This is a genomic window from Lysobacter gummosus (assembly GCF_001442805.1).
In the GTDB taxonomy this organism is placed as follows: domain Bacteria; phylum Pseudomonadota; class Gammaproteobacteria; order Xanthomonadales; family Xanthomonadaceae; genus Lysobacter; species Lysobacter gummosus.
This window is the reverse complement of sequence record NZ_CP011131.1, coordinates 1139984-1158473: the sequence shown is the minus strand read 5'-3', so window position 1 is coordinate 1158473 and position 18490 is coordinate 1139984. Positions and strand designations below refer to the sequence as shown.

At 67.2% G+C, this 18490-nt stretch carries 17 protein-coding genes; 10 read left to right on the top strand and 7 right to left on the bottom strand.

The genetic code is table 11. The features are described from left to right. Positions 1–28: 28 nt before the first annotated feature. Positions 29–2662 (bottom strand): TonB-dependent receptor, encoded by a 2634-nt coding sequence (locus LG3211_RS04695; protein ID WP_083512313.1) that lies wholly within the window; start codon positions 2660–2662, stop codon positions 29–31. Between the two features lie 308 nt (positions 2663–2970). Between LG3211_RS04695 and LG3211_RS04690 the strand changes: the two genes are divergently transcribed. The 3 genes from LG3211_RS04690 to LG3211_RS04680 all read left to right on the top strand — a co-directional run bounded on the left by LG3211_RS04690 (position 2971) and on the right by LG3211_RS04680 (position 6490). Next, positions 2971–3765: a thiazole synthase gene (locus LG3211_RS04690; protein ID WP_057941811.1), complete on the top strand. Its 795-nt coding sequence runs from the start codon at positions 2971–2973 to the stop codon at positions 3763–3765. A 1-nt stretch (position 3766) separates the two neighbouring features. Next, positions 3767–4507 carry a tRNA (guanosine(46)-N7)-methyltransferase TrmB gene (trmB, locus tag LG3211_RS04685; RefSeq protein ID WP_057941810.1) on the top strand — a complete coding sequence of 247 codons (741 nt, stop codon included), beginning with the start codon at positions 3767–3769 and terminating at the stop codon, positions 4505–4507. A gap of 135 nt (positions 4508–4642) precedes the next feature. Next, the gene (locus LG3211_RS04680; protein WP_057941809.1) at positions 4643–6490 is read left to right on the top strand and encodes an SLC13 family permease; all 1848 of its coding nucleotides are present in this window, start codon (positions 4643–4645) and stop codon (positions 6488–6490) included. Between the two features lie 136 nt (positions 6491–6626). Here the strand turns inward: LG3211_RS04680 and LG3211_RS04675 are convergent, their stop codons facing one another. Then, a complete protein-coding gene (locus tag LG3211_RS04675) occupies positions 6627–6944 on the bottom strand; it encodes a Rieske (2Fe-2S) protein (protein WP_057941808.1) in 318 nt (105 codons plus the stop codon). Between the two features lie 119 nt (positions 6945–7063). On the opposite strand from LG3211_RS04675, the gene LG3211_RS04670 reads away from it, so the two are divergent. The 6 genes from LG3211_RS04670 (at position 7064) to LG3211_RS04650 (ending at position 11437) form a co-directional block, all read left to right on the top strand. Next, positions 7064–7396, top strand: coding sequence for a hypothetical protein (locus LG3211_RS04670; RefSeq protein ID WP_057941807.1), 333 nt, complete (start codon positions 7064–7066; stop codon positions 7394–7396). 4 nt (positions 7397–7400) lie between these two features. After that, positions 7401–8117, top strand: a complete 717-nt coding sequence (locus LG3211_RS04665; protein ID WP_057941806.1) for a fumarylacetoacetate hydrolase family protein — start codon at positions 7401–7403, stop codon at positions 8115–8117. Positions 8118–8203: 86 nt separating this feature from the next. Then, positions 8204–8611 carry a large-conductance mechanosensitive channel protein MscL gene (gene mscL / locus LG3211_RS04660; protein WP_057941805.1) on the top strand — a complete coding sequence of 136 codons (408 nt, stop codon included), beginning with the start codon at positions 8204–8206 and terminating at the stop codon, positions 8609–8611. Between the two features lie 109 nt (positions 8612–8720). After that, positions 8721–8849, top strand: a complete 129-nt coding sequence (locus LG3211_RS27395; protein WP_222837574.1) for a DUF6053 domain-containing protein — start codon at positions 8721–8723, stop codon at positions 8847–8849. Positions 8850–8979: 130 nt separating this feature from the next. Beyond that, the gene (locus LG3211_RS04655) at positions 8980–10410 is read left to right on the top strand and encodes a M28 family peptidase (protein ID WP_057941804.1); all 1431 of its coding nucleotides are present in this window, start codon (positions 8980–8982) and stop codon (positions 10408–10410) included. Positions 10411–10687: 277 nt separating this feature from the next. After that, positions 10688–11437, top strand: a complete 750-nt coding sequence (locus LG3211_RS04650; protein ID WP_057941803.1) for a RebB family R body protein — start codon at positions 10688–10690, stop codon at positions 11435–11437. A gap of 16 nt (positions 11438–11453) precedes the next feature. Here the strand turns inward: LG3211_RS04650 and LG3211_RS26985 are convergent, their stop codons facing one another. Continuing rightward, a complete protein-coding gene (locus LG3211_RS26985) occupies positions 11454–12233 on the bottom strand; it encodes a TrmH family RNA methyltransferase (protein ID WP_057945273.1) in 780 nt (259 codons plus the stop codon). A gap of 439 nt (positions 12234–12672) precedes the next feature. Next, entirely contained in the window at positions 12673–13233 is a 561-nt protein-coding gene (locus LG3211_RS04640; protein WP_057941802.1) for a GNAT family N-acetyltransferase, read from the bottom strand. Positions 13234–13321: 88 nt separating this feature from the next. Between LG3211_RS04640 and LG3211_RS04635 the strand changes: the two genes are divergently transcribed. Then, complete coding sequence (locus LG3211_RS04635; RefSeq protein ID WP_057941801.1) at positions 13322–13642, top strand: peptidyl-tRNA hydrolase; 321 nt, start codon at positions 13322–13324, stop codon at positions 13640–13642. Between the two features lie 70 nt (positions 13643–13712). On the opposite strand, the gene LG3211_RS04630 is transcribed toward LG3211_RS04635, so the two are convergent. The 3 genes from LG3211_RS04630 to LG3211_RS04625 are packed head-to-tail and all read right to left on the bottom strand — an operon-like array spanning position 13713 to position 18266. After that, positions 13713–16838: an efflux RND transporter permease subunit gene (locus tag LG3211_RS04630; protein ID WP_057941800.1), complete on the bottom strand. Its 3126-nt coding sequence runs from the start codon at positions 16836–16838 to the stop codon at positions 13713–13715. Further along, the gene (locus LG3211_RS25410; RefSeq protein WP_148648744.1) at positions 16835–17101 is read right to left on the bottom strand and encodes a hypothetical protein; all 267 of its coding nucleotides are present in this window, start codon (positions 17099–17101) and stop codon (positions 16835–16837) included. The genes LG3211_RS04630 and LG3211_RS25410 overlap by 4 nt, the downstream gene beginning before the upstream one ends. After that, positions 17094–18266, bottom strand: coding sequence for an efflux RND transporter periplasmic adaptor subunit (locus LG3211_RS04625; protein ID WP_083512851.1), 1173 nt, complete (start codon positions 18264–18266; stop codon positions 17094–17096). The genes LG3211_RS25410 and LG3211_RS04625 overlap by 8 nt, the downstream gene beginning before the upstream one ends. Positions 18267–18490 lie beyond the last annotated feature (224 nt).

The window sequence follows — 18490 nt, the reverse complement described above, 5'->3', positions numbered from 1 at the left end:
CTCCGCAGCAAAGCAGGCAACGATACGCTCAGAACCGGTACATCAGCGCGGCGCGGAAGGCGCGTCCGAGCAAGGGCCGGGCGATGAAGGTGTTGTTGCCGGCGTCGGCGCTCTGCAGTTCGCCAGCGCGCGGATTGCCTTCGGTCAGGCCGCGCGAATTGGTCAGGTTGTCGGCGTACAGGAACAAGGTCAGCCCCGGCACGAACTCGTAGCGCGCGCTGGCGTTGATGACGTGATACGAGGGCAGCTTGACCGAGTTGGCGGTGTCCACGAAGCGCTCGCCCTGGTATTCGTAGGCCACCTGCAGGCGCAGGCGGTCGTCGAGCAGATTCAGGCCCGGCACCACGCGGAAGCTGTTCTTCGGCACCCGGATCAACTGGTTATCGACGAAATCGCGCAGCACCGGCGCGCCGTTGACCAGTTCGGTATAGCGCAGGCCCTTGTACTTGGGGTCCTGCACCGTCGCGGTGAGTTGCAGGTCGAACCAGCGCGTCGGCGTCCAATAACCTTCCAGCTCCAGGCCTGTGGTCTTGGTGTCGGCGAAGCCCTGCTGCACGGTCGAAGCGCCGTTGCCGAGATTGAACACGTAGTTGCTGAAGCCGACGTTGTCGTACTTGGTGTAGAACAGCGTCGCGAACAGGTCGAAGCTTTCGTTGCTGAACTTGTAGCCGACCTCGCCCAGGTCCATGGTCTGGGTGATCGGGCGCGCGTTCGGATCGTTCAAGCAGGCCTGCAGCTTGGCGACGTCGCAGTTGGAGAACTTGGTGATGTAGCTCGACAGGCTCGGCAGGCGGAACGCCGGCGTCCAGCGCGCGAACACGCCCTGATGCGGATCGAACTGCCAGTTGGCGCCGACGGTCCAGCCGATCTTGTCGAACTTCTCGTCGTAATCGACGAACACGCCCGAGCCGGTGAGGATCGCCGAGGTCGCCGGCGTGCCCAGGTTCACCTGCTTGCGGATCTCGGTCCAACCTTGCGTGTGCACCTGCTCCCAGCGCGCGCCGGCGTCGATGCGCAGCTTGTCGGTCACCTGCCACTCGTCGGAGACGTACACCGCCTGGGTGGTGGAGCGGCCGCTGGCGTTTTCCCACTCGTAGCCGTAGCGATACACGCCGTTGTCGGTCAGCGTTTTCAACGGCTGCCCTGCGGCATTCACCGCGACCAGATTCAACAGGCGCGCGTTGTCGCGCACGTCGGTCAGCACGTTGGAAGAATAACGATCGAAGTCCTGATCGAAGCGGGCGAAGTAATAGCCGACGGTGACATCGTGGCTCTGCCCGCCGAAATCGAATCGGCGCATCAGGCGCGTGTCGCTGATCAGCTCGTTGACCGGCATGGTGACCCCGCGCAGGCCGCCGATGGTCATCAGGCCGTTGCCGTTCTGGTTCGGTCCGAACACCTGATCGGGCGCATCGACATAACGCAATTGCCCACCGACCGCGCCGGGCACGGAGGCGATCAGCTTCTTGACCGCGGCATCGGCGAAGAACTTGTCGCCGCTTTGCAAAGTCAGCGGGAACACGCCGTTACGCTGAGTTTCGGTCTTGCTGTAGCGCAATGCCTGCGCGAGTTTGAAACCGCCGCCGAATTCGTAATCGAACTTGACGCTGTACTGGTCGCGCTTCACTTGCGTGCCCAGCGCGTTGTCGAAGTCGTACAGGCTGCCGTCGCCCTGGATCATCGGCACGCGCCGGGTTTCCGGGCCGGCCAGGGTGCCGTGGTTGTCGTCGAAGCCGGGCACGCCGCGGATCTTGCCGTCGGCATAGGTGCGCATCGGCACGCCCAGGTACAGGGCGACGCGATCGTCCACGCGCTTGTAGTCGAAGCTCAGATTGCCGTGCTCGAACGCGCGCGACAGATTGATCCGGTACTGGCCGCCGTCGTTGGCCGGATAGCCCGGATCGCGGATGCCGTCGTCGCTGCGATAGAAGCCGCCCAGGCCCAGTTTCCAGCCGCCGCCGATCGGCGTGCCGAAGAACAGGTCGTAGCGGGCCAGGCCGTAATCGCCCCAGGTGATCTTGGCCGCGCCCTCGGCGGTGTCGCCGACCACGCGCGGGATGAAGTTGATCGCGCCGGCCGGGGCGTTGGAATAGAACACCGAGGCCGGGCCGCCGCGCACCACTTCGATGCGTTCGATGGTTTCGTCCAGGCGGAAGGCCTGGTCGCCGTTGAGGTAACCCAGCGCCGGATCGTGCTGCACCGGGATGCCGTCTTCGAGCAGGGTCACCGAACCGAACCCGTCCACCGGGATGCCGCGCGCGCGGATGTTGCCGCTGGCCTCGCCGCCGGTGGCCTCCACCCAGAAGCCGGGCACCGACTTCAGGGCCTCGGTGACCGAAGTCGGCGCCTGCATGCGCAGACGGTCTTCGTCGATGGCGGTGATCGAGTAGCTGGTCTCGGCCTTGCTGCGCTGGCGGGTGCCGGAGCGGCCGGTGACGACGACTTTGTCCAGGTCAACCGCCCTGCCCGCTGTCGCGGCTTCAGACGCCATCGCGGACGCTGCGGTGGGGTCGCCAGCGGCGACGGGAGCGGCGGAAGCGTTCTGCCCGGTCTGGGCGGCGGCGGGCGTGGCGTCCTGGGCGTGGGCCTGGGCGGCGGCGAGCAGGCTGGCGGCCAAGGCGATACGGATCGCCCGGCTGAGCTGGCGGTAGGAAGAAGGCATGGCGTCGGCATTCGGAAGGAAAGGGGGCGCTGCCGTCGGTTCCGTCCGAAGCCGTGCATGGCGCCCGGCAGCCGATTCGAATGCTGAACGTTGCCGCTTAAAGATTCGTGACAGTGGCCGAAGAATCGCAATCGGGCCTGATCGGGACCGGCTTGCTTCCGCGGTCGAGTTGGGGTTCGGGCGGGACGATCGTGAATCCTCCGGCCGGCGGCCCGACCGCCCGCCGGATCGCCGCCCGCGCCCCGAATCGCCGCAAACGGCACCCGCGCGCCCCGACATGTTCAGTACCGATCGGCCATAATTGCGCGATGACTGATACCGCCTTTTCCGACCCGCTGGTCATCGCCGGCACGACCTATCGCTCCCGCCTGTTGACCGGCACCGGCAAGTTCAAGGACTTGACCGAAACCCGCCTGGCCACCGAGGCCGCCGGGGCGCAAATCGTCACCGTGGCGATCCGCCGCACCAATATCGGCCAGAACCCGGGCGAGCCCAACCTGCTCGACGTGCTGCCGCCGGACCGCTACACCATCCTGCCCAACACCGCCGGCTGCTACACCGCCGACGACGCGGTGCGCACCTGCCGGCTGGCGCGCGAACTGCTCGACGGCCACAAGCTGGTCAAGCTGGAAGTGCTGGGCGACCAGCGCACCTTGTTCCCCGACGTGGTCCAGACCCTGGCCGCGGCCGAAATCCTGGTCAAGGACGGCTTCGACGTGATGGTCTACACCTCCGACGACCCGATCCTGGCCAAGCGCCTGGAAGAAATCGGCTGCGTCGCGGTGATGCCGCTGGCCGCGCCGATCGGCTCGGGCCTGGGCGTGCAGAACAGGTACAACCTGCTGGAAATCATCGAAAACGCCAGGGTGCCGATCCTGGTCGATGCCGGCGTCGGCACCGCCTCGGATGCGGCGATCGCGATGGAACTGGGCTGCGACGGCGTGCTGATGAACACCGCCATCGCCGGCGCGCGCGACCCGATCCTGATGGCGCACGCGATGAAGCTGGCGATCGAAGCCGGCCGCGCCGCGTTCAAGGCCGGGCGCATTCCGCGCAAGCGCTACGCCAGTGCGTCTTCGCCCGTGGACGGGTTGATCGGCTGATATGACCGATCCGTTTACCAGCGATGGCGCCAAGACTCCGCCCAAGCCGTTCACGGTCGAGGAAGGCCGCCGCCAGGTGCGCAGCTTCGTGCTGCGCCAGGGCCGCTTCACCCCGGCCCAGCAGCGCGCGTTCGACGAACTGTGGCCGCGCTTCGGCATCGACTATCAAGGCAGCGTCCGCGATTACGACGCGATCTTCGGCCGCAGCGCCAAACGCGTGCTGGAAATCGGTTTCGGCAACGGCGAAGCGCTGCGCTTCGCCGCCCAGCACGACAAAGACCGCGACCTGATCGGCATCGAAGTCCACGCCCCCGGCGTCGGCCGCCTGCTCAACGCGCTGGCCGAGGACGGCAGCGACCACGTGCGGCTGTACCACCACGACGCGGTGGAAGTGCTCAACAACGAAGTCGCCGACGGCTCGCTGGACGAGGTCCGGATCTATTTCCCCGACCCGTGGCACAAGAAGCGCCATAACAAGCGCCGCCTGGTCCAGCCCGCGTTCGCCGATCTGCTGGTGCGCAAGCTCGCGCAAAATGGTCGCTTGCACCTTGCCACCGATTGGCAGGACTATGCCGAGCAGATGTGGGACGTCCTGGACGCAACCGGGGGGCTCGCCAACCGCGCCGGTCCGCGCGGCAGCGTGCCGCGTCCAGATTGGCGCCCGCAGACCCATTTCGAGACCCGCGGCCAGAAGCTCGGCCACGGCGTGTGGGATTTGTTGTACGACAAGAGCCGGGATTAGGGATTCGAGATTCGGGATTCGGATGCGAGCCATCGGACATTCGCCAAGCATTGTCGACGCCAACTCCGGTAGTGACGTGTCGCTGCGCTCGCGCTCTTCCCAATCCCCAATCCCGCATCCCCAATCCCGGCCCTGATGGACACCGCCCTCGCGCTAACCACCGACATGAAGCTCGTTCTCGGGCTGGTGGTGTTCACGATGGCGATGTTCCTGTTCGAGCGCATCCGCGCCGACGTCGTCGCCCTGGTGGTGCTGGTGCTGCTGGGCCTGTCGGGCCTGGTCGAACCCGACGAACTGTTCAACGGCTTCTCCGGTAACGCGGTCATCAGCATCATCGCCACGATGATCCTCGGCGCCGGCCTGGACCGCACCGGCGCGCTCAACCGCCTGGCCGCCTGGCTGCTGCGGCGCGCGCACGGCATCGAGCAGCGATTGCTGCTGCTGACCACCGCGGTGGCCGGGCTGAATTCCTCCTTCATGCAGAACCCGTCGGTGATGGCGCTGTACATGCCGGTCGCCGCGCGCCTGTCCTCGCGCACCGGCTTGTCGCTGCCGCGCCTGCTGCTGCCGATCGCCGCGGCCATCGTCATGGGCGGCGCGCTGACCATGGTCGGCAACTCGCCGTTGATCCTGCTCAACGACTTGCTGCTCAACGCCAACAGCAACCTGCCCTCGGGCGCGGCGACCATCGAGCCGTTGAAGATGTTCGCGCCGCTGCCGATCGGCGTGGCCCTGCTCGCCGCGTCGCTGGCGTATTTCCATTTCTTCGGCGACAAACTGCTTAAGGACGACTCCGACAAGGGCGCCACGCCGGCGCGCACGCAGAGTTATTTCGCCAAGGCCTACGGCATCGACGGCGACGTTTACGAACTCACCGTCACCGCCGACAGCCCCTTGGTCGGCATGTCGCTGGGCGAGGCGGAAACGCTGCGCGGCGCGCCGCTGCTGCTGGCGCTCAAGAGCGACAACGACTCGCGCCTGGCGCCGCCGGCCGACACCCGCATATGGGTCGGCAGCGTGCTCGGCGCGATGGGGCCGAAGCAGCAGGTGTCGGATTTCGCCCAGAACCATTTCCTGCGTTTGTCTTCGCGGCTGCGCAACTTCGCCGACCTGTTCAATCCCAGCCGCGCCGGTATTTCCGAAGCGGTGGTGCCGGCGACCTCGGCCTACATCGGCAAGACCGCCGGCGACCTGCACCTGCGCAAGCAATCGGGCCTGAGCCTGCTGGCGATCAACCGCGACAAGAGCGTGCTGCGCGAGAACGTGCGCAGCGTTCCGATGCGCGCCGGCGACATGCTGGTGTTCCACAGCATCTGGACCGACCTGGCCAGCGCCGCGGCGAGCAAGGATCTGGTCGTGGTCACCGATTATCCCAAGGGCGAGCAGCGCCCGCACAAGCTCAAGATCGCGCTGACCATCTTCGCCGTGGCGATGCTGCTGGCGCTGTCCTCGCGCCTGCCGGTGTCGATCGCGCTGATGACCGGCGTCGCCGGCATGCTGATCGCCGGGGTGATCAACATCGACGAAGCCTATTCGGCGATCAACTGGAAGACCGTGTTCCTGATGGCCTGCCTGATCCCGCTGGGCTGGGCGATGGATTCCAGCGGCGCGGCGGCGTGGATCGCCGGCCACACCATCGAGCGGCTGCCGCGCGGGACGCCGGTGTGGCTGCTGGAAATATTCGTCGGGCTGCTGACCACCGCGTTTTCCCTCGTGATCAGCCACGTCGGCGCGACCATCGTGGTGGTGCCGCTGGCGGTCAATCTGGCGCTGGCGGCCGGCGGCAATCCGACCGCGTTCGCGCTGATCGTGGCCTTGTCGGCGTCGAACAATTTCATGACCGCCTCGAACCCGGTGATCTCGATGATCACAGGGCCCGCGGGCTACAGCGGCAAGGAGCTGTGGAGAATCGGCGGGCCGTTGTCGTTGATCTATACGGTGGTGACGGTGTTGATGGTCAACATCCTGTTCTGGGGCAAGTAATGTCGCAGAAGCAACACCCAAGACGCTTCCCGCAGAAATAACGGATCTTCCCGCGCTTTCTTCAATGCATCCGGTTCGCGCGATCGCCACTCGCACCGCTTCTGCAACACGCGACCACCCTTCCCGCCGGATCGCCTCAACCCAGCCAAACCGCCCCATCGCGCACACTCACCGCGATCGCGCGCAGCGATTCGCCGCGGCACGGCCCGGCGACGCATTCGCCGCCGCTCAGCTCGAAACTGGCGCCGTGCGCCGCGCACACCAGCAGCCCGTCCTTGCTCTTGAGAAACTGGCCCGGGGCCCAATCTAATCGGCGTCCGGCGTGCGGGCAGATGTTGAGCCAGGCGCGCACGGCGTCGCCGTCGCGGTAAAGCAACAGCGATTCGGCGTCGCCGTCGATGGTCGCTTCGACCTCGGCGAAGGCGCCGTCGGCCAGGCGTTGCAGCTCGATCAAGGCATGACCGCCCGCCTCGCCGCCGCCGGGATGATTTAACGAAGTTCTCACACCCTCGCTCATGCCTGGAACGATACTCATGTGTCCGGCTCAGGCCCTATTGTCTCACGACACCTGAAATGTTTGCTCAGACCTTCCGATTTGCCGATCACCGACCGCAATGGAATGCGTTCCAGTCGCGCGTGCGCAACGCTTTCGAGCCGCGCAAGCCGCGCCACCGCCTCCTGCGTTTCGTGCTCGGCCTGGTCGGGCTGGGACTGCTGGTGTTGCTGGTGTTCTTCAGCGTCTTCATCGGCGCGGCGATGATCGCCGTGGGCCTGGCCTACAAGCTGTGGCAGCGCCGCGGCAAGCCGATGGCCGCGCGCGCCAAGCATCGTCCGGAAGTGGTCGAAGGCGAGTTCCGCGTCGTCGATGCGACGACGATCGAACACCGCTCGACCTCGGCGCGCTGACCGTATGGGCGACGTGATCGAGGCCGCGCCGGCCACCCGCATTCCCGTTCGCGGCCAGAATCTGCCCGCGGACGCCACCTTTCCAGTACATCGCGTCTATTGCGTCGGCCGCAACTTCGCCGAGCACGCGCGCGAGATGGGCGCGGCCGTGCCTACTTCGAACGCCGACCGCGGGCGGCCGGTGTTCTTCCTCAAGCCCACCGATGCGATAGAGCTGGGCGAAGCGATTCCCTATCCACCGGGGACGACCGAACTGCATCATGAGGTCGAACTTGTAGTCGCCATCGGCCGCGATGCGCCGGCCGGCGAGTTGCCGGTCGAGGCCGCTTCCGCGCTGATCTACGGCTACGCCGTCGGCCTGGACCTGACCCGCCGCGACCTGCAGGCGCAGGCCAAGGCCAAGGGCCTGCCCTGGGACACCGGCAAGTCGTTCGATCACGCCGCGCCGATCAGCGCGATCGTGCCGGCGGCCGACGTGGGTCCGCTGGGTTCGCGCTCGCTCAGCCTCGAGGTCAACGGCGAAGTGCGCCAGCGCGGCTCGCTCGACGATCTCGTCTGGAACGTGCCGGAAATCCTGCACGAACTCTCGCGCCTGTACGCGCTGCGCGCCGGCGACTTGGTCTACATGGGCACGCCCTCCGGGGTCGGTCCCCTGCAGCCCGGCGACCGCTACCGCGCCGTGCTCGAAGGCGTGGCCGAACTGCACGGACACATCACCTAGGCCTCGGTATAGTCCGGCCCCGGCGCTTTGCAACTGCGTCCAAGCCCGGTCCGATACCGGTCGTCGATAACCAGGGAGAGCATGCGATGGGCATGATCAGCGAGTTCAAAGAGTTCATTGCGCGCGGCAACGTGGTCGATCTGGCCGTGGGCGTGGTCATCGGCGCGGCGTTCGGCAAGATCGTCACCGCGCTGGTCGATGGCATCGTCATGCCGGTGATCGGCTATTTGTCCGGCGGGGTCAGCGTCAGCGACTGGAAGTACGTGCTCAAGCCTTCGCAGCTGGACGCGGCGGGCAAGGAAGTCGCGGCCGAAGTCGCGGTGAAGTACGGCATGTTCCTGCAGACCGCGATCGATTTCGTCCTCATCGCCTTCGTGATCTTCATCGTCCTCAAGGGCTACAACAAGCTGCGCAAGCCGGCCGATGCCGCGCCCGCGGCGACGCCGGAAGACGTGCTGCTGCTGCGCGAGATTCGCGATTCGCTGAAGAAGTAAGCCCGGCGCTTGCCGGTATCCCGGAACGGCCGCCTCGCGCGGCCGTTCTGCTTTTTGTGGGCGACCTTTTGTGGGAGAGGGCTTTTTTGTGGGAGAGGCTTCAGCCCCGATGCTTTTCTTTCAGTTCGCGGCGATCCGACCGGAAAGCATCGGGGCTGAAGCCTCTCCCACAAAAGATTCCGAAACGACAGAAGCGGCAAAGCCGCGTTCGCGCCTGCCGCCTCAAGCCCCGCGATAGACAGCGACAAAAAACACTCAAGGCCGACGTGACTTTTCTCAGGTAGCGGCCCGCGCGCGGGTTGCTAAGCTCGCCGCTTCGCCTTCGCCGCCGACCTCCCGCGCGGCGGGCCCGCTTGAGGAGATGGGGAATGCGCGCACGGTTATGGGCAGCGATGGCTGCCGTGTTGTTCACCGGTTCGATCACGGCCACGGCGGCCGCGGCCGCCACGCGCGAAACCCGCATACCCGACGCTTCGATCCAGGCCGCGGCCGAGTTGCGCGAACGCGCGCTCGCAAGCGACCTGGGCTACAAGATCGTCGAGTCGCTGACCACCGAAGTCGGCCCGCGCCTGGCCGGCAGCGAAGCCGACGCGCGCGCGGTGGCCTGGGCGGAAGCGAAATTCCGCAGCCTGGGCTTCGACAAAGTCTGGCTGGAACCGGTGACCTTCCCGAAATGGGAACGCCGCAGCGAACACGCCGCGGTGATCGGCGCGCACGCGCAGCCGCTGACGCTGACCGCGCTGGGCGGCAGCCCGGGCGGCACGGTCGAGGGCGAGGTCGCGCGCTTCAAAGATCTGGCCGCGCTGGAAGCCGCGCCGGCCGGTTCGCTGGCCGGCAAGATCGCCTTCATCGATTTCGCCATGCCGCGCGCCAAAGACGGCGCCGGTTACGGCCCGGGCGGACGCATCCGCAGCCGCGGCCCGTCGGCGGCGATCCGCGCCGGCGCCGCCGGTTACCTGATGCGTTCGGCCGGCACCGACTCGCACCGCATGCCGCACACCGGCATCACCCGCTTCGACGACGGCCTCAAGCCGATCCCGTCCGCCGCCTTGTCCGCGCCCGACGCCGAGCAGCTCTCGCGCCTGGTCGCGCTGGGCGCGCCGATCCGCGTGCGCGTGGCGCTGGATTGCGGTTGGGACGGCCAGGCGACTTCGCACAACGTCATCGGCGAGATCCGCGGCAAGAGCAAGCCGGACGAAGTGGTGGTGATCGGCGGCCATCTGGATTCGTGGGACCTGGGCACCGGCGCCATCGACGACGGCGCCGGCGTCGGCTTGACGATGGCCGCGGCCAAGTTGATCGGCCAAAGCAAACTGCGTCCGGCGCGGACCATCCGCGTCGTCGCCTTCGCCAACGAAGAACAGGGCTTGTACGGCGGCAAGGCCTACGCGGCCAAGCACCTGCCGGACGTCAAGAAGCATCAGATCGGCGCCGAAAGCGACTTCGGCGCGGGCCGCATCTACGCGTACTCGAGTTCGGCGCCGGACTACGCCAAGGCCGCCGATGCGCAGATCGCGCAGGCGCTGGCGCCGCTGGGCATCGAGCACACGCCGGGCAAGGGCGGCCCGGGCCCGGACATCGGCCCGTCCGTGGCCGGCGGCCTGGCCTGGGCGCGGCTGGCGCAGGACGGTACGGACTACTTCGACTACCACCACACGCCCGACGACACGCTCGACAAGATCGATCCCAAGGCGCTGGCGCAGAACGTCGCCGCGTATGCGGTGTTCGCCTACCTGGCCGCGTCGGCCGACGGCGATTTCGGCAGCGAAGCCAAGAAGGTCACGCCGCCGGACGAATGATCGCGGCGTAACGCAACGCAGCCGATAGGGCCGCCCTTTTCCGGCAACGGGAAAGGGCGGTTTTTTTTGGGGCTTGGTGTTGGGTCGCGGTGTCGGAGCGGAAGGCGTCGGGCCTGAAGGCCCTCCCACAACGTTCGGACCTCGTCGTCATGCGATGCGCATCGCATAAATCGCGATGCGCGGCACGCGGCGCCCGGTTCGGCCGCCGGATTGCGTTGTAACGGCAACGAAGGCAGGCAAACCCGCCGTGCTTTTATTCCCTTACAAGGACGCACCCATGGATGAGGTCGAATCCCCTTCCGGTATCACGACGCAGATCACCGACGAATTCACCGAACACGACCCGATCACCCAGCGCAACGTCAAATCCATCGCCGAGGCGCCGGCGCAAGCGGTCGCGACGATCTACATGACGCTGGCCCGTGCCATCTCGATCCTGCTCCAGAACGCCGTCGCCGCCCAGCAGTACGAACAGCACCTGGCAACGGTCTCGCTCTCCGAAGGCATCGCCCGGCTCTACGCCCACTCATCCGCCGCCAGCGACGGCGCGCAACGCCCGGAGACGAACATGAGCCAAGGCAACGAAAAACCGCTCGCGCCCGCAATCGCTCTGGGCAATGCGGCCGATGCGCCGACGATCGCATTCAAGGCCGCGGCGCGAGCCGACGATTCGCAACCCGAGCCCGACAATGATCCGGCCACGCTGGTGGAACGGTTGCGGGCTCAGATCGAAGCCGAACACGACCGCCAGCCGGTGTATTCCGGCATCAATCAACAGATCGAACAGGCGGTCAAACTGAGCAACCAGCAAGTGCTCGGCTCAGCCGGCGAAGTCGCCTACGCGCAGCGCGCCAGCGCCGACGCCTTCGTCGCCGGCTTGCGCCAGGTGTCCGACGCCCAGCATCTCCAACGCAAGCAGGCGCTGCAGGAGGCGGCGACCGCGGTGTGTCTGGATGCGATGCTCAAATCGCCGGAACACGCCGGCGACTACGCCGAGCTGTTGAAGATCATCAAGCACCTGGTTTGACGAACGCGCGCGGCGGTCAGCGCCGCGCGTTCCAGGCCGCCAGCAACACCGCGGTCGCGGCGGCGACGTTGAGGCTTTCGACCTTGCCGCTGCCGGGAATCGACAGACGCAGATCGCAGGCGGCGGCGAGTTCGCGGTCCATGCCCGCGCCTTCGGCGCCGAGCACGTAGATCAAGCGTTGCGGCAATGTCGCGGCGAATACGTCTTCGCCGCCGCTGACCACGGTCGCGGCCAGCACGAAGCCGGCGCTGCGCAACTGCGCCAGAGCGTTGTCGGTGCGGCCCATGCGCACCATCGGCACCGCCTCGGCGCCGCCTTCGGCGACCCGCGCGGCCGCGCCGGAGACGCTCAGCTGCGCGTCCTTCGGCAACAGCACTGCGCCCACGCCGAAGTGCGCCGACGAGCGCAGGATCGCGCCGAGGTTGTGCGGATTGCCGACGCCGTCGAGCCAGATCGCCAGTTGCGGGCCCGAGCCCAGATCGCGCAGCCATTCCGACAACGACACCGGCTCTTCGCGCAGCACGTCGGCGACCACGCCTTCGTGATGGCTGCTGGCGGCGAGCTTGTCCAGATCCTGCGACTCGACCACGCGATAACCGACCCGGTTGGCCACGCACCACGACAGCAGCGGTTGCAACTGCGGAATGCGCGGCGCGTCCAGATACAGCTTGCGGATCGCTTCGGGGCGGCGCGCGAATACCGCGCGGATGGCGTTGATGCCGTACAAGCGCAGCTCCGCGTCGCGGCGCGCGCGCGACGGCGAGGGCGAATCGAATCCGTCCTCACCCAGGGGCAAGGCGAATTCGTCGTCGCGTTCGCGATAGGCGCGCTCGGCGCGCGGCGGGCGATCGTGATGGCTGCGTTCGCGCGTATCGCGCACGTCGTCGCCGTGGCGATGGCGCTGCTCGCGGCGCTCGGAGCGATCGTGCGGATGGGCATGACCGCCGTGATGCGGCGGCGCGTCCGCCGCGGCAGGCACGGCCTCGCGATTGCGAGGCCCGCTGTTGCGATACGGGCCGCCGGCCGCGGGCGGTGCGCCGCGTTCGCCCGGGCGGCCATCGCGCGCACCCGGCGCCGGCGCGCCCTGACGCGGCGGCGCGGCGGGACGCGCATTGCGTTCGTCCTCGCGGCGCGGACCGCTGCGCCACGGGCTCGGCCCCGACCCTTGCCGGGGTTCCTGCTTGGGTCCCGGGCCCTGCCCGCTGTAAGGCTTGCGCGGACCGCGCGGCGGATCGTCACGTTGCATCGTTCAAACTCCTTCGTACTTTCGCGAACACGCGCAGGTCGTGCACTTGCCCGTGTTTGAAGACCGCGCAACGTTGCGCGCCCTCCTCGGTAAACCCGTTTTTCAACAACACCCGCGCCGAGGCCGGATTGTGATCCAGCACAGTCGCGCACAGACGATACAGCGACAGCTCGCGCATCACCCACGGCGCGAACGCCGCCACCACCCGGGTCATCAGCCCGGCGCCCCACAGCGAATGACCGAGCCAGTAACCGAACTCGGCCGCGTGCTTGCGTTCGCCCTTGCCCGGATGCGCGCCGATGCCGCCGCAGGCGCGGCCCTCGACTTCGATCGCGAACAAAGGCTCATTCAGATCGACGACCTGTCCGGACAGGAACAGCTCGCCGTCGCGGCGGGTGTAGGGATACGGGAAACGGTCGCTCAGACCGCGCGATATGCGCTCGTGATTGGCTTGCGCGACCAGGTCGTCGAGGTCGTCGTTGCGCCACGGACGCAGCACGAAACCATCGCCCCGCGGCGGCGGGCTGGCGGCTGAGGGGGGAAGGTTCATAGGATTAGCCTAATTACGTGGCCGCCGCGCTGCAAATCGGCTTGTCCGGCGGCCCCGCCCCTGATCACTCCCAACGGCCTTTCAACCGATGAAAATGTACATCCTGGTCCGCGACGACATCCCGCTCGGCTTCGCCATGGTCGCCGTCGCCCACGCGTCCCTGGCCGGTTACCTGAAGTTTCGCGACACCCCGGAAGTGGCTCAGTGGCTGGACGGGCCGTTCTTCAAAGCCGTGTGCAAGGTCAATGCGAGCGAATTCGAGAACGCCAAGCAAGTCGCCGATCACCTGGTGCTGACCGAATCGGCGCTGGACGGGCGCGAGGTGGCGATCGTGCTCAAGCCGCGAGAGGAATGGCCGAAGATGTTCAAATTCTTGCGGTTGTATCGCGAGGCGCCGGCTGCAAACTGAAGCAGATGCATTGCCCCTCCCACAGAGACTTCACAGTATCGGGGCCAGACCAGCGCCCCACCGCCACCGATCAGGCGTGACCACCCGCCTGCGGCGTTTCCTTCTCCAGCTTCTCCAACTCCTGCGCCACCGCTTCGGGCGAGCGGGTGAAGCGCGCCAGCAGCACGTAGAAGGCCGGCACGATGAACAGCGACAGCAGGGTCGAGAACGACACGCCGAAGATCACCACGATGCCGATGGTGGCGCGGCTGGCCGAACCCGGACCGCCGGCCAGCACCAGCGGCACCGCGCCGACCACGGTGGCGATCGAGGTCATCAGGATCGGCCGCAGGCGCACCGCCGAGGATTCGACGATCGCTTCGTGAATGCTGCGCCCTTCATCGCGCAGCTGATTGGCGAACTCGACGATCAAAATGCCGTTCTTCGCCGCCAACCCCACCAGCATCACGATGCCGATCTGACTGAACAGGTTCAGCGTGCCGCCGGTCATCCACAGGCCGATCAAGGCGCCGAGCACGCCCAGCGGCACGGTCAGCATGATCACGAACGGATGGATGAAGCTTTCGAACTGCGCCGCCAGCACCAGGTACACGACCAGCAGCGCCAGGGTGAAGGTCATCAACACCGCGCCGCCGGCCTTCTGGTATTCGCGCGATTCGCCCTTCCAGTCGATCTGCGCCTGCTCTGGCAATTCTTCCGCCACCGCCTGATTCAACCAGGTGATCGCCTCGCCCATGGTGTAGCCGGGCGCGAGGCCGGCGCTGATGGTGATCGCGCGCAGGCGGTTGAAGCGGTTGAGGCTGCCGGCTTCGGCCAACTCGTTGAGCGTGACCAGATTCGACAGCGGCACCAGGCCGCCGTTGCGCGCGCGCACCTGGATCGCGGACAGATCGGCCGGCGAAGTGCGCAGGTCGCGATCGGCCTGGACGATGACGTCGTACTCCTCGCCGTTCTGCACGAAGGTGGTGACGCGGCGCGAACCCATCATGGTTTCCAGAGCGTGGCCGATGTCGGTGACGCTCACGCCCAGATCGGCCGCGCGCTGGCGATCGATCTCCACCCGCATCTGCGGCCGGGTTTCCTTGTAATCCGAGTCGGCCGAGAACAAACCCTTGTTCTGCTCCATGCGCGCGAGCAGACGGTCGCGCCATTTGGCCAGTTCGCCGTATTCCGGACCGCCGAGCACGATCTGGATCGGCTGCCCGCGCGTGCGCACCAGGCCGCCGCCGACCTGCGGCAGCGCACGCACGCCGGTGAGCCGGCTCAGCTCGCCGCGCAAGCCGTCGGCGACTTCGGCCGTGCTCTTGTCGCGCTTGTCCCAGTCCTGCAGGAACACCGCGATGCGGCCGGTATGCATTTCCTCGCTGGCGCCGAAGCCGCCGGGCACGCGCGGGTTGTAGCGCTGGATGGTTTCGTTCGGGCCGGTGTGCGAGGCGACGATCTTCTCGACCTGCTGCACCTGCTTGACGGTGTAGTCGTAACCGGCGCCTTCCGGGCCCAGGATCGAAATCTGGAACGAGCCACGGTCTTCCTGCGGCGCCAGTTCCGAGGGCACGAACTTGAACAGCACGAAGCTCATCGCCAGCGCGACCAGCATCAGGATGCCGAACAGCCACGGCCGCTCGACGGTGTGATCGAGCAGGCCCTTGTAGCGCCGGCTCACGCCGTCCAGGCGCGCGTTGATCCAGCGATTGACCGGATTGGATTTCTCTTCGCTGTGCGGACGCACGAACTTGGACGACATCATCGGCGTCAAGGTCAGCGCGACGAACGCCGACAACGCCACCGCGCCGGCCAGCGCCACCGACAGTTCGCGGAACAAGCGCCCGGTGTTGCCTTCCATGAAGCCGACCGGCAGGAACACCGCCACCAGCACCGCGGTGGTCGCGATCACCGCGAAGGCGACCTGCTTGGTGCCGCGCGCGGCCGCGACCAGCTTGGGCTCGCCCAGGTCGGCGCGGCGCTGGATGTTCTCCAGCACCACGATCGCATCGTCCACCACCAGGCCGATGCACAGCACCAGCGCCAGCAAGGTCAGCAGGTTGATCGAGAAGTCGAACAGGTACAGCGGGATGAACGCGGCGATCAGGCACACCGGCACCGTCACCGCCGGAATCAGCGCGGCGCGGAAGCTGCCCAGGAACAGCCAGATCACGATCAGCACCAGCACGATCGCCTCGGCCAGCGTGTGGTACACGCGCTCGACCGCCGACTCGATGAAGATGGTGGTGTCGAAGGCGACGAAGATGTCCGTGCCCTGCGGCAGGCCCGGGCGGATCTGATCGGCGGCCGCGCGCACCGCGCGCGCCACGTCCAGGCTGTTGGCGGTGGAGGTCTTGACGATGCCCAGGCCGATGTTCTGCTCGCCGTTGCTGCGGTAATAGGCGCGGCGCTCGGCCGAGTCGAGCTGGATCTTGGACACGTCGCCCAGCCGCACCACGTAGCCGTCGGCGCCTTTCTTCAGCGGAATCTGGGCGAAATCGGCCGGTTTTTGATAGCTGCGGGCGACGCGCAGGGTGAAGTCGCGCGCCTGCGATTCGATGCGGCCTGCCGGCAATTCGACGTTCTCCGCGCGCAGCGCGGCTTCGACTTCGTTGACGGTGATGTCGCGCGCGGCCAGCGCGTCCTGGTCCAGCCAGATGCGCATCGCGTAGCGCTGCTGGCCGCCGATGCGCACCTGGGCGACGCCGTCCACCGAGGACAGGCGATCGACCACGTAGCGCTCGGCGTAATCCGACAGCTGCAGCGTGTCCATCTGCTTGGAGCTCATGTTGAGCCACAAGATGGGGTCGGCGTCGCTTTCGACTTTCTCGATCTGCGGCGGATCGGCCTCTTCCGGCATGCGGTTGGAAACGCGGCTGACCGCGTCGCGCACGTCGTTGGCGGCCGCTTCGATCTCGCGCTGCAGAGTGAACTCGATGCTGATCGAGGCGCGGCCGTTGACGCTGCGCGACTCGATGCTCTCGATGCCTTCGATGCCGGCCAGCGCGTCTTCCAGCACCTGGGTGATGCGGGTTTCCACCACCGAGGCCGAAGCACCGGGATAGGTCACGTCCACCGACACCACCGGCGGATCGATCGCCGGCAACTCGCGCAAGGTCAGGCGCGAGAACGCCATGACGCCCAGGGTGATCAGCAACAGGCTCATCACCGTGGCGAACACCGGCCGGCGGATGGACAGATCGGAGATATTCATCGACCGCCGCCCCGGCCTTCGCGGCGCTTGGGTTCGCCGCGCTTGGCGGCGACGTAGACGGGCGCCTTGCCCGCGGTCGCGTTGTTATCGCGGCTGCGTTTTTGCTCGTCATTCCCGCGAACGCGGGCTCCGCTTTTACTCGGCGTATGCCGAGCATCCAGTGTCTTTGACGCATCCGCACGGAAGTCGCTGGATTCCCGCGTTCGCGGAAACGACGAAATGAACAAACGCAGCCGTTCGAGCAGACCAGACGAATCAGCCATTACGGCCGTCCTTGCCCGCCGCCGCGCCGACGGACGACGCCGGTGCCGATGTCGCCGGCGCCTTCGCATCGGTCTGCGCCTCGCGCGTCTGCGCGGCGGGCGCCGGCGCCGCCGACACATCGACCTTGCTGCCGACCCGCAGCTTGCCGGTGCCATCGACGACGACCTTGTCGCCGACCTTCAGGCCCTCGACGATTTCCGCCAGGCCTTCGCGGCGCGTGCCGACTTCCACGTCGGCGCGTTCGACCGTGTTGTCCGGCTTGAGCCGGAACACATAGGAATCGGTGCCGACCTGGACCACGGAGATCTCCGGAATCAGCAGCGCCTGGCGCTCGGGCTGCAGCAAGGTCACCTGCACCAGCATGCCCGGCCGCAACAGATGATCGGCATTGGGGAAATCGCCGCGCACGGTGACCGCGCGCGTGGCCGGGTCGATGCGCGCATCGATGGTGCTGACTTCGCCCTCGAAACGCTTGCCCGGATAAGCCGCGCTGGTGCCGCTGACGCTCTGGCCCTTGGCGATGCGCGCCAGCAGGGTTTCGGGCACCGGGAAATCGATGTAGACGCGGTCGGTGTCGTCCAGGGTCGCGATCGGCGTGCCCGGCGTCACCAGCGAACCGGGGCTGACCTGACGGATGCCGAGCACGCCGGCGAACGGCGCGCGCACTTGGCGATCGCCGATATCGGCCTTCATCTGCTCGACCCGCGCGCGGGTGGCGTCGCGGGTCGCGCGCTGAGTGTCGAGCGAGGAGCGCGCGATGAGTTGCTGCGCCGCCAGTTCGGTCTGGCGCTTGAGCAACTGGTCGGCTTCTTTCGCGGTCGCCTCGGCCTGGGCCAGCGCGGCCAGCTGGGCGCGGCCGCTCAGGGTGATCAGCGAAGCGCCGGCGGCGACGTGATCGCCGCTGTCGAAATGCACGTCCTGGACGATCTCGCTGACCTTGGCGGTGACGGTGATCGACTCGCGCGCCTTGACGTTGCCCAGCGCCTGCACGGTGTCGTTCCACGGGCGCAGACGCACTTGCTCGGCGGTGACCGGGATCGGACGATCGCCCTGCCCGCCCGGACCCGCGGGCCCGCCTTGCGTCTTGCCGCCTTTGCCGCACGCGGCCAGGGCGATGGTCAAAGCAAGGATGCAGCAGGTGCGAAGTCCGGAACGTGGTGGCATGCGGTTCTCTGAACGGGGCCCGGTGAGGGCGGTGACGCGAATCTGGCGGGCGGCACAGCGGACCAGGCCTTCGATGCGCGCGACGAACGCCGGCCGCGCGGCGCCGAAGCCCCGAGGCTTCGGCCGGCGCGATTCTAGCGGTGGATCGTTAACGCTTGCGTGGGCCATTGGTTGACCACCGTATCGGCAAAATCGCCATCGCGCGCGGCGCGCGTCCCTCCAGG

Coding starts and splice junctions, on each gene's coding strand:
- mscL (WP_057941805.1), top strand. CDS start 8,204: ATGGGCATGATCAGCGAGTTCAAAGAGTTCATTGCGCGCGGCAACGTG.
- LG3211_RS04640 (WP_057941802.1), bottom strand. CDS start 13,233: ATGAACCTTCCCCCCTCAGCCGCCAGCCCGCCGCCGCGGGGCGATGGT.
- LG3211_RS04680 (WP_057941809.1), top strand. CDS start 4,643: ATGGACACCGCCCTCGCGCTAACCACCGACATGAAGCTCGTTCTCGGG.
- trmB (WP_057941810.1), top strand. CDS start 3,767: ATGACCGATCCGTTTACCAGCGATGGCGCCAAGACTCCGCCCAAGCCG.
- LG3211_RS25410 (WP_148648744.1), bottom strand. CDS start 17,101: ATGGCTGATTCGTCTGGTCTGCTCGAACGGCTGCGTTTGTTCATTTCG.
- LG3211_RS04665 (WP_057941806.1), top strand. CDS start 7,401: ATGGGCGACGTGATCGAGGCCGCGCCGGCCACCCGCATTCCCGTTCGC.
- LG3211_RS04650 (WP_057941803.1), top strand. CDS start 10,688: ATGGATGAGGTCGAATCCCCTTCCGGTATCACGACGCAGATCACCGAC.
- LG3211_RS04635 (WP_057941801.1), top strand. CDS start 13,322: ATGAAAATGTACATCCTGGTCCGCGACGACATCCCGCTCGGCTTCGCC.
- LG3211_RS27395 (WP_222837574.1), top strand. CDS start 8,721: ATGCTTTTCTTTCAGTTCGCGGCGATCCGACCGGAAAGCATCGGGGCT.
- LG3211_RS04630 (WP_057941800.1), bottom strand. CDS start 16,838: ATGAATATCTCCGATCTGTCCATCCGCCGGCCGGTGTTCGCCACGGTG.
- LG3211_RS04690 (WP_057941811.1), top strand. CDS start 2,971: ATGACTGATACCGCCTTTTCCGACCCGCTGGTCATCGCCGGCACGACC.
- LG3211_RS04655 (WP_057941804.1), top strand. CDS start 8,980: ATGCGCGCACGGTTATGGGCAGCGATGGCTGCCGTGTTGTTCACCGGT.
- LG3211_RS04670 (WP_057941807.1), top strand. CDS start 7,064: ATGTTTGCTCAGACCTTCCGATTTGCCGATCACCGACCGCAATGGAAT.
- LG3211_RS04695 (WP_083512313.1), bottom strand. CDS start 2,662: ATGCCTTCTTCCTACCGCCAGCTCAGCCGGGCGATCCGTATCGCCTTG.
- LG3211_RS04625 (WP_083512851.1), bottom strand. CDS start 18,266: ATGCCACCACGTTCCGGACTTCGCACCTGCTGCATCCTTGCTTTGACC.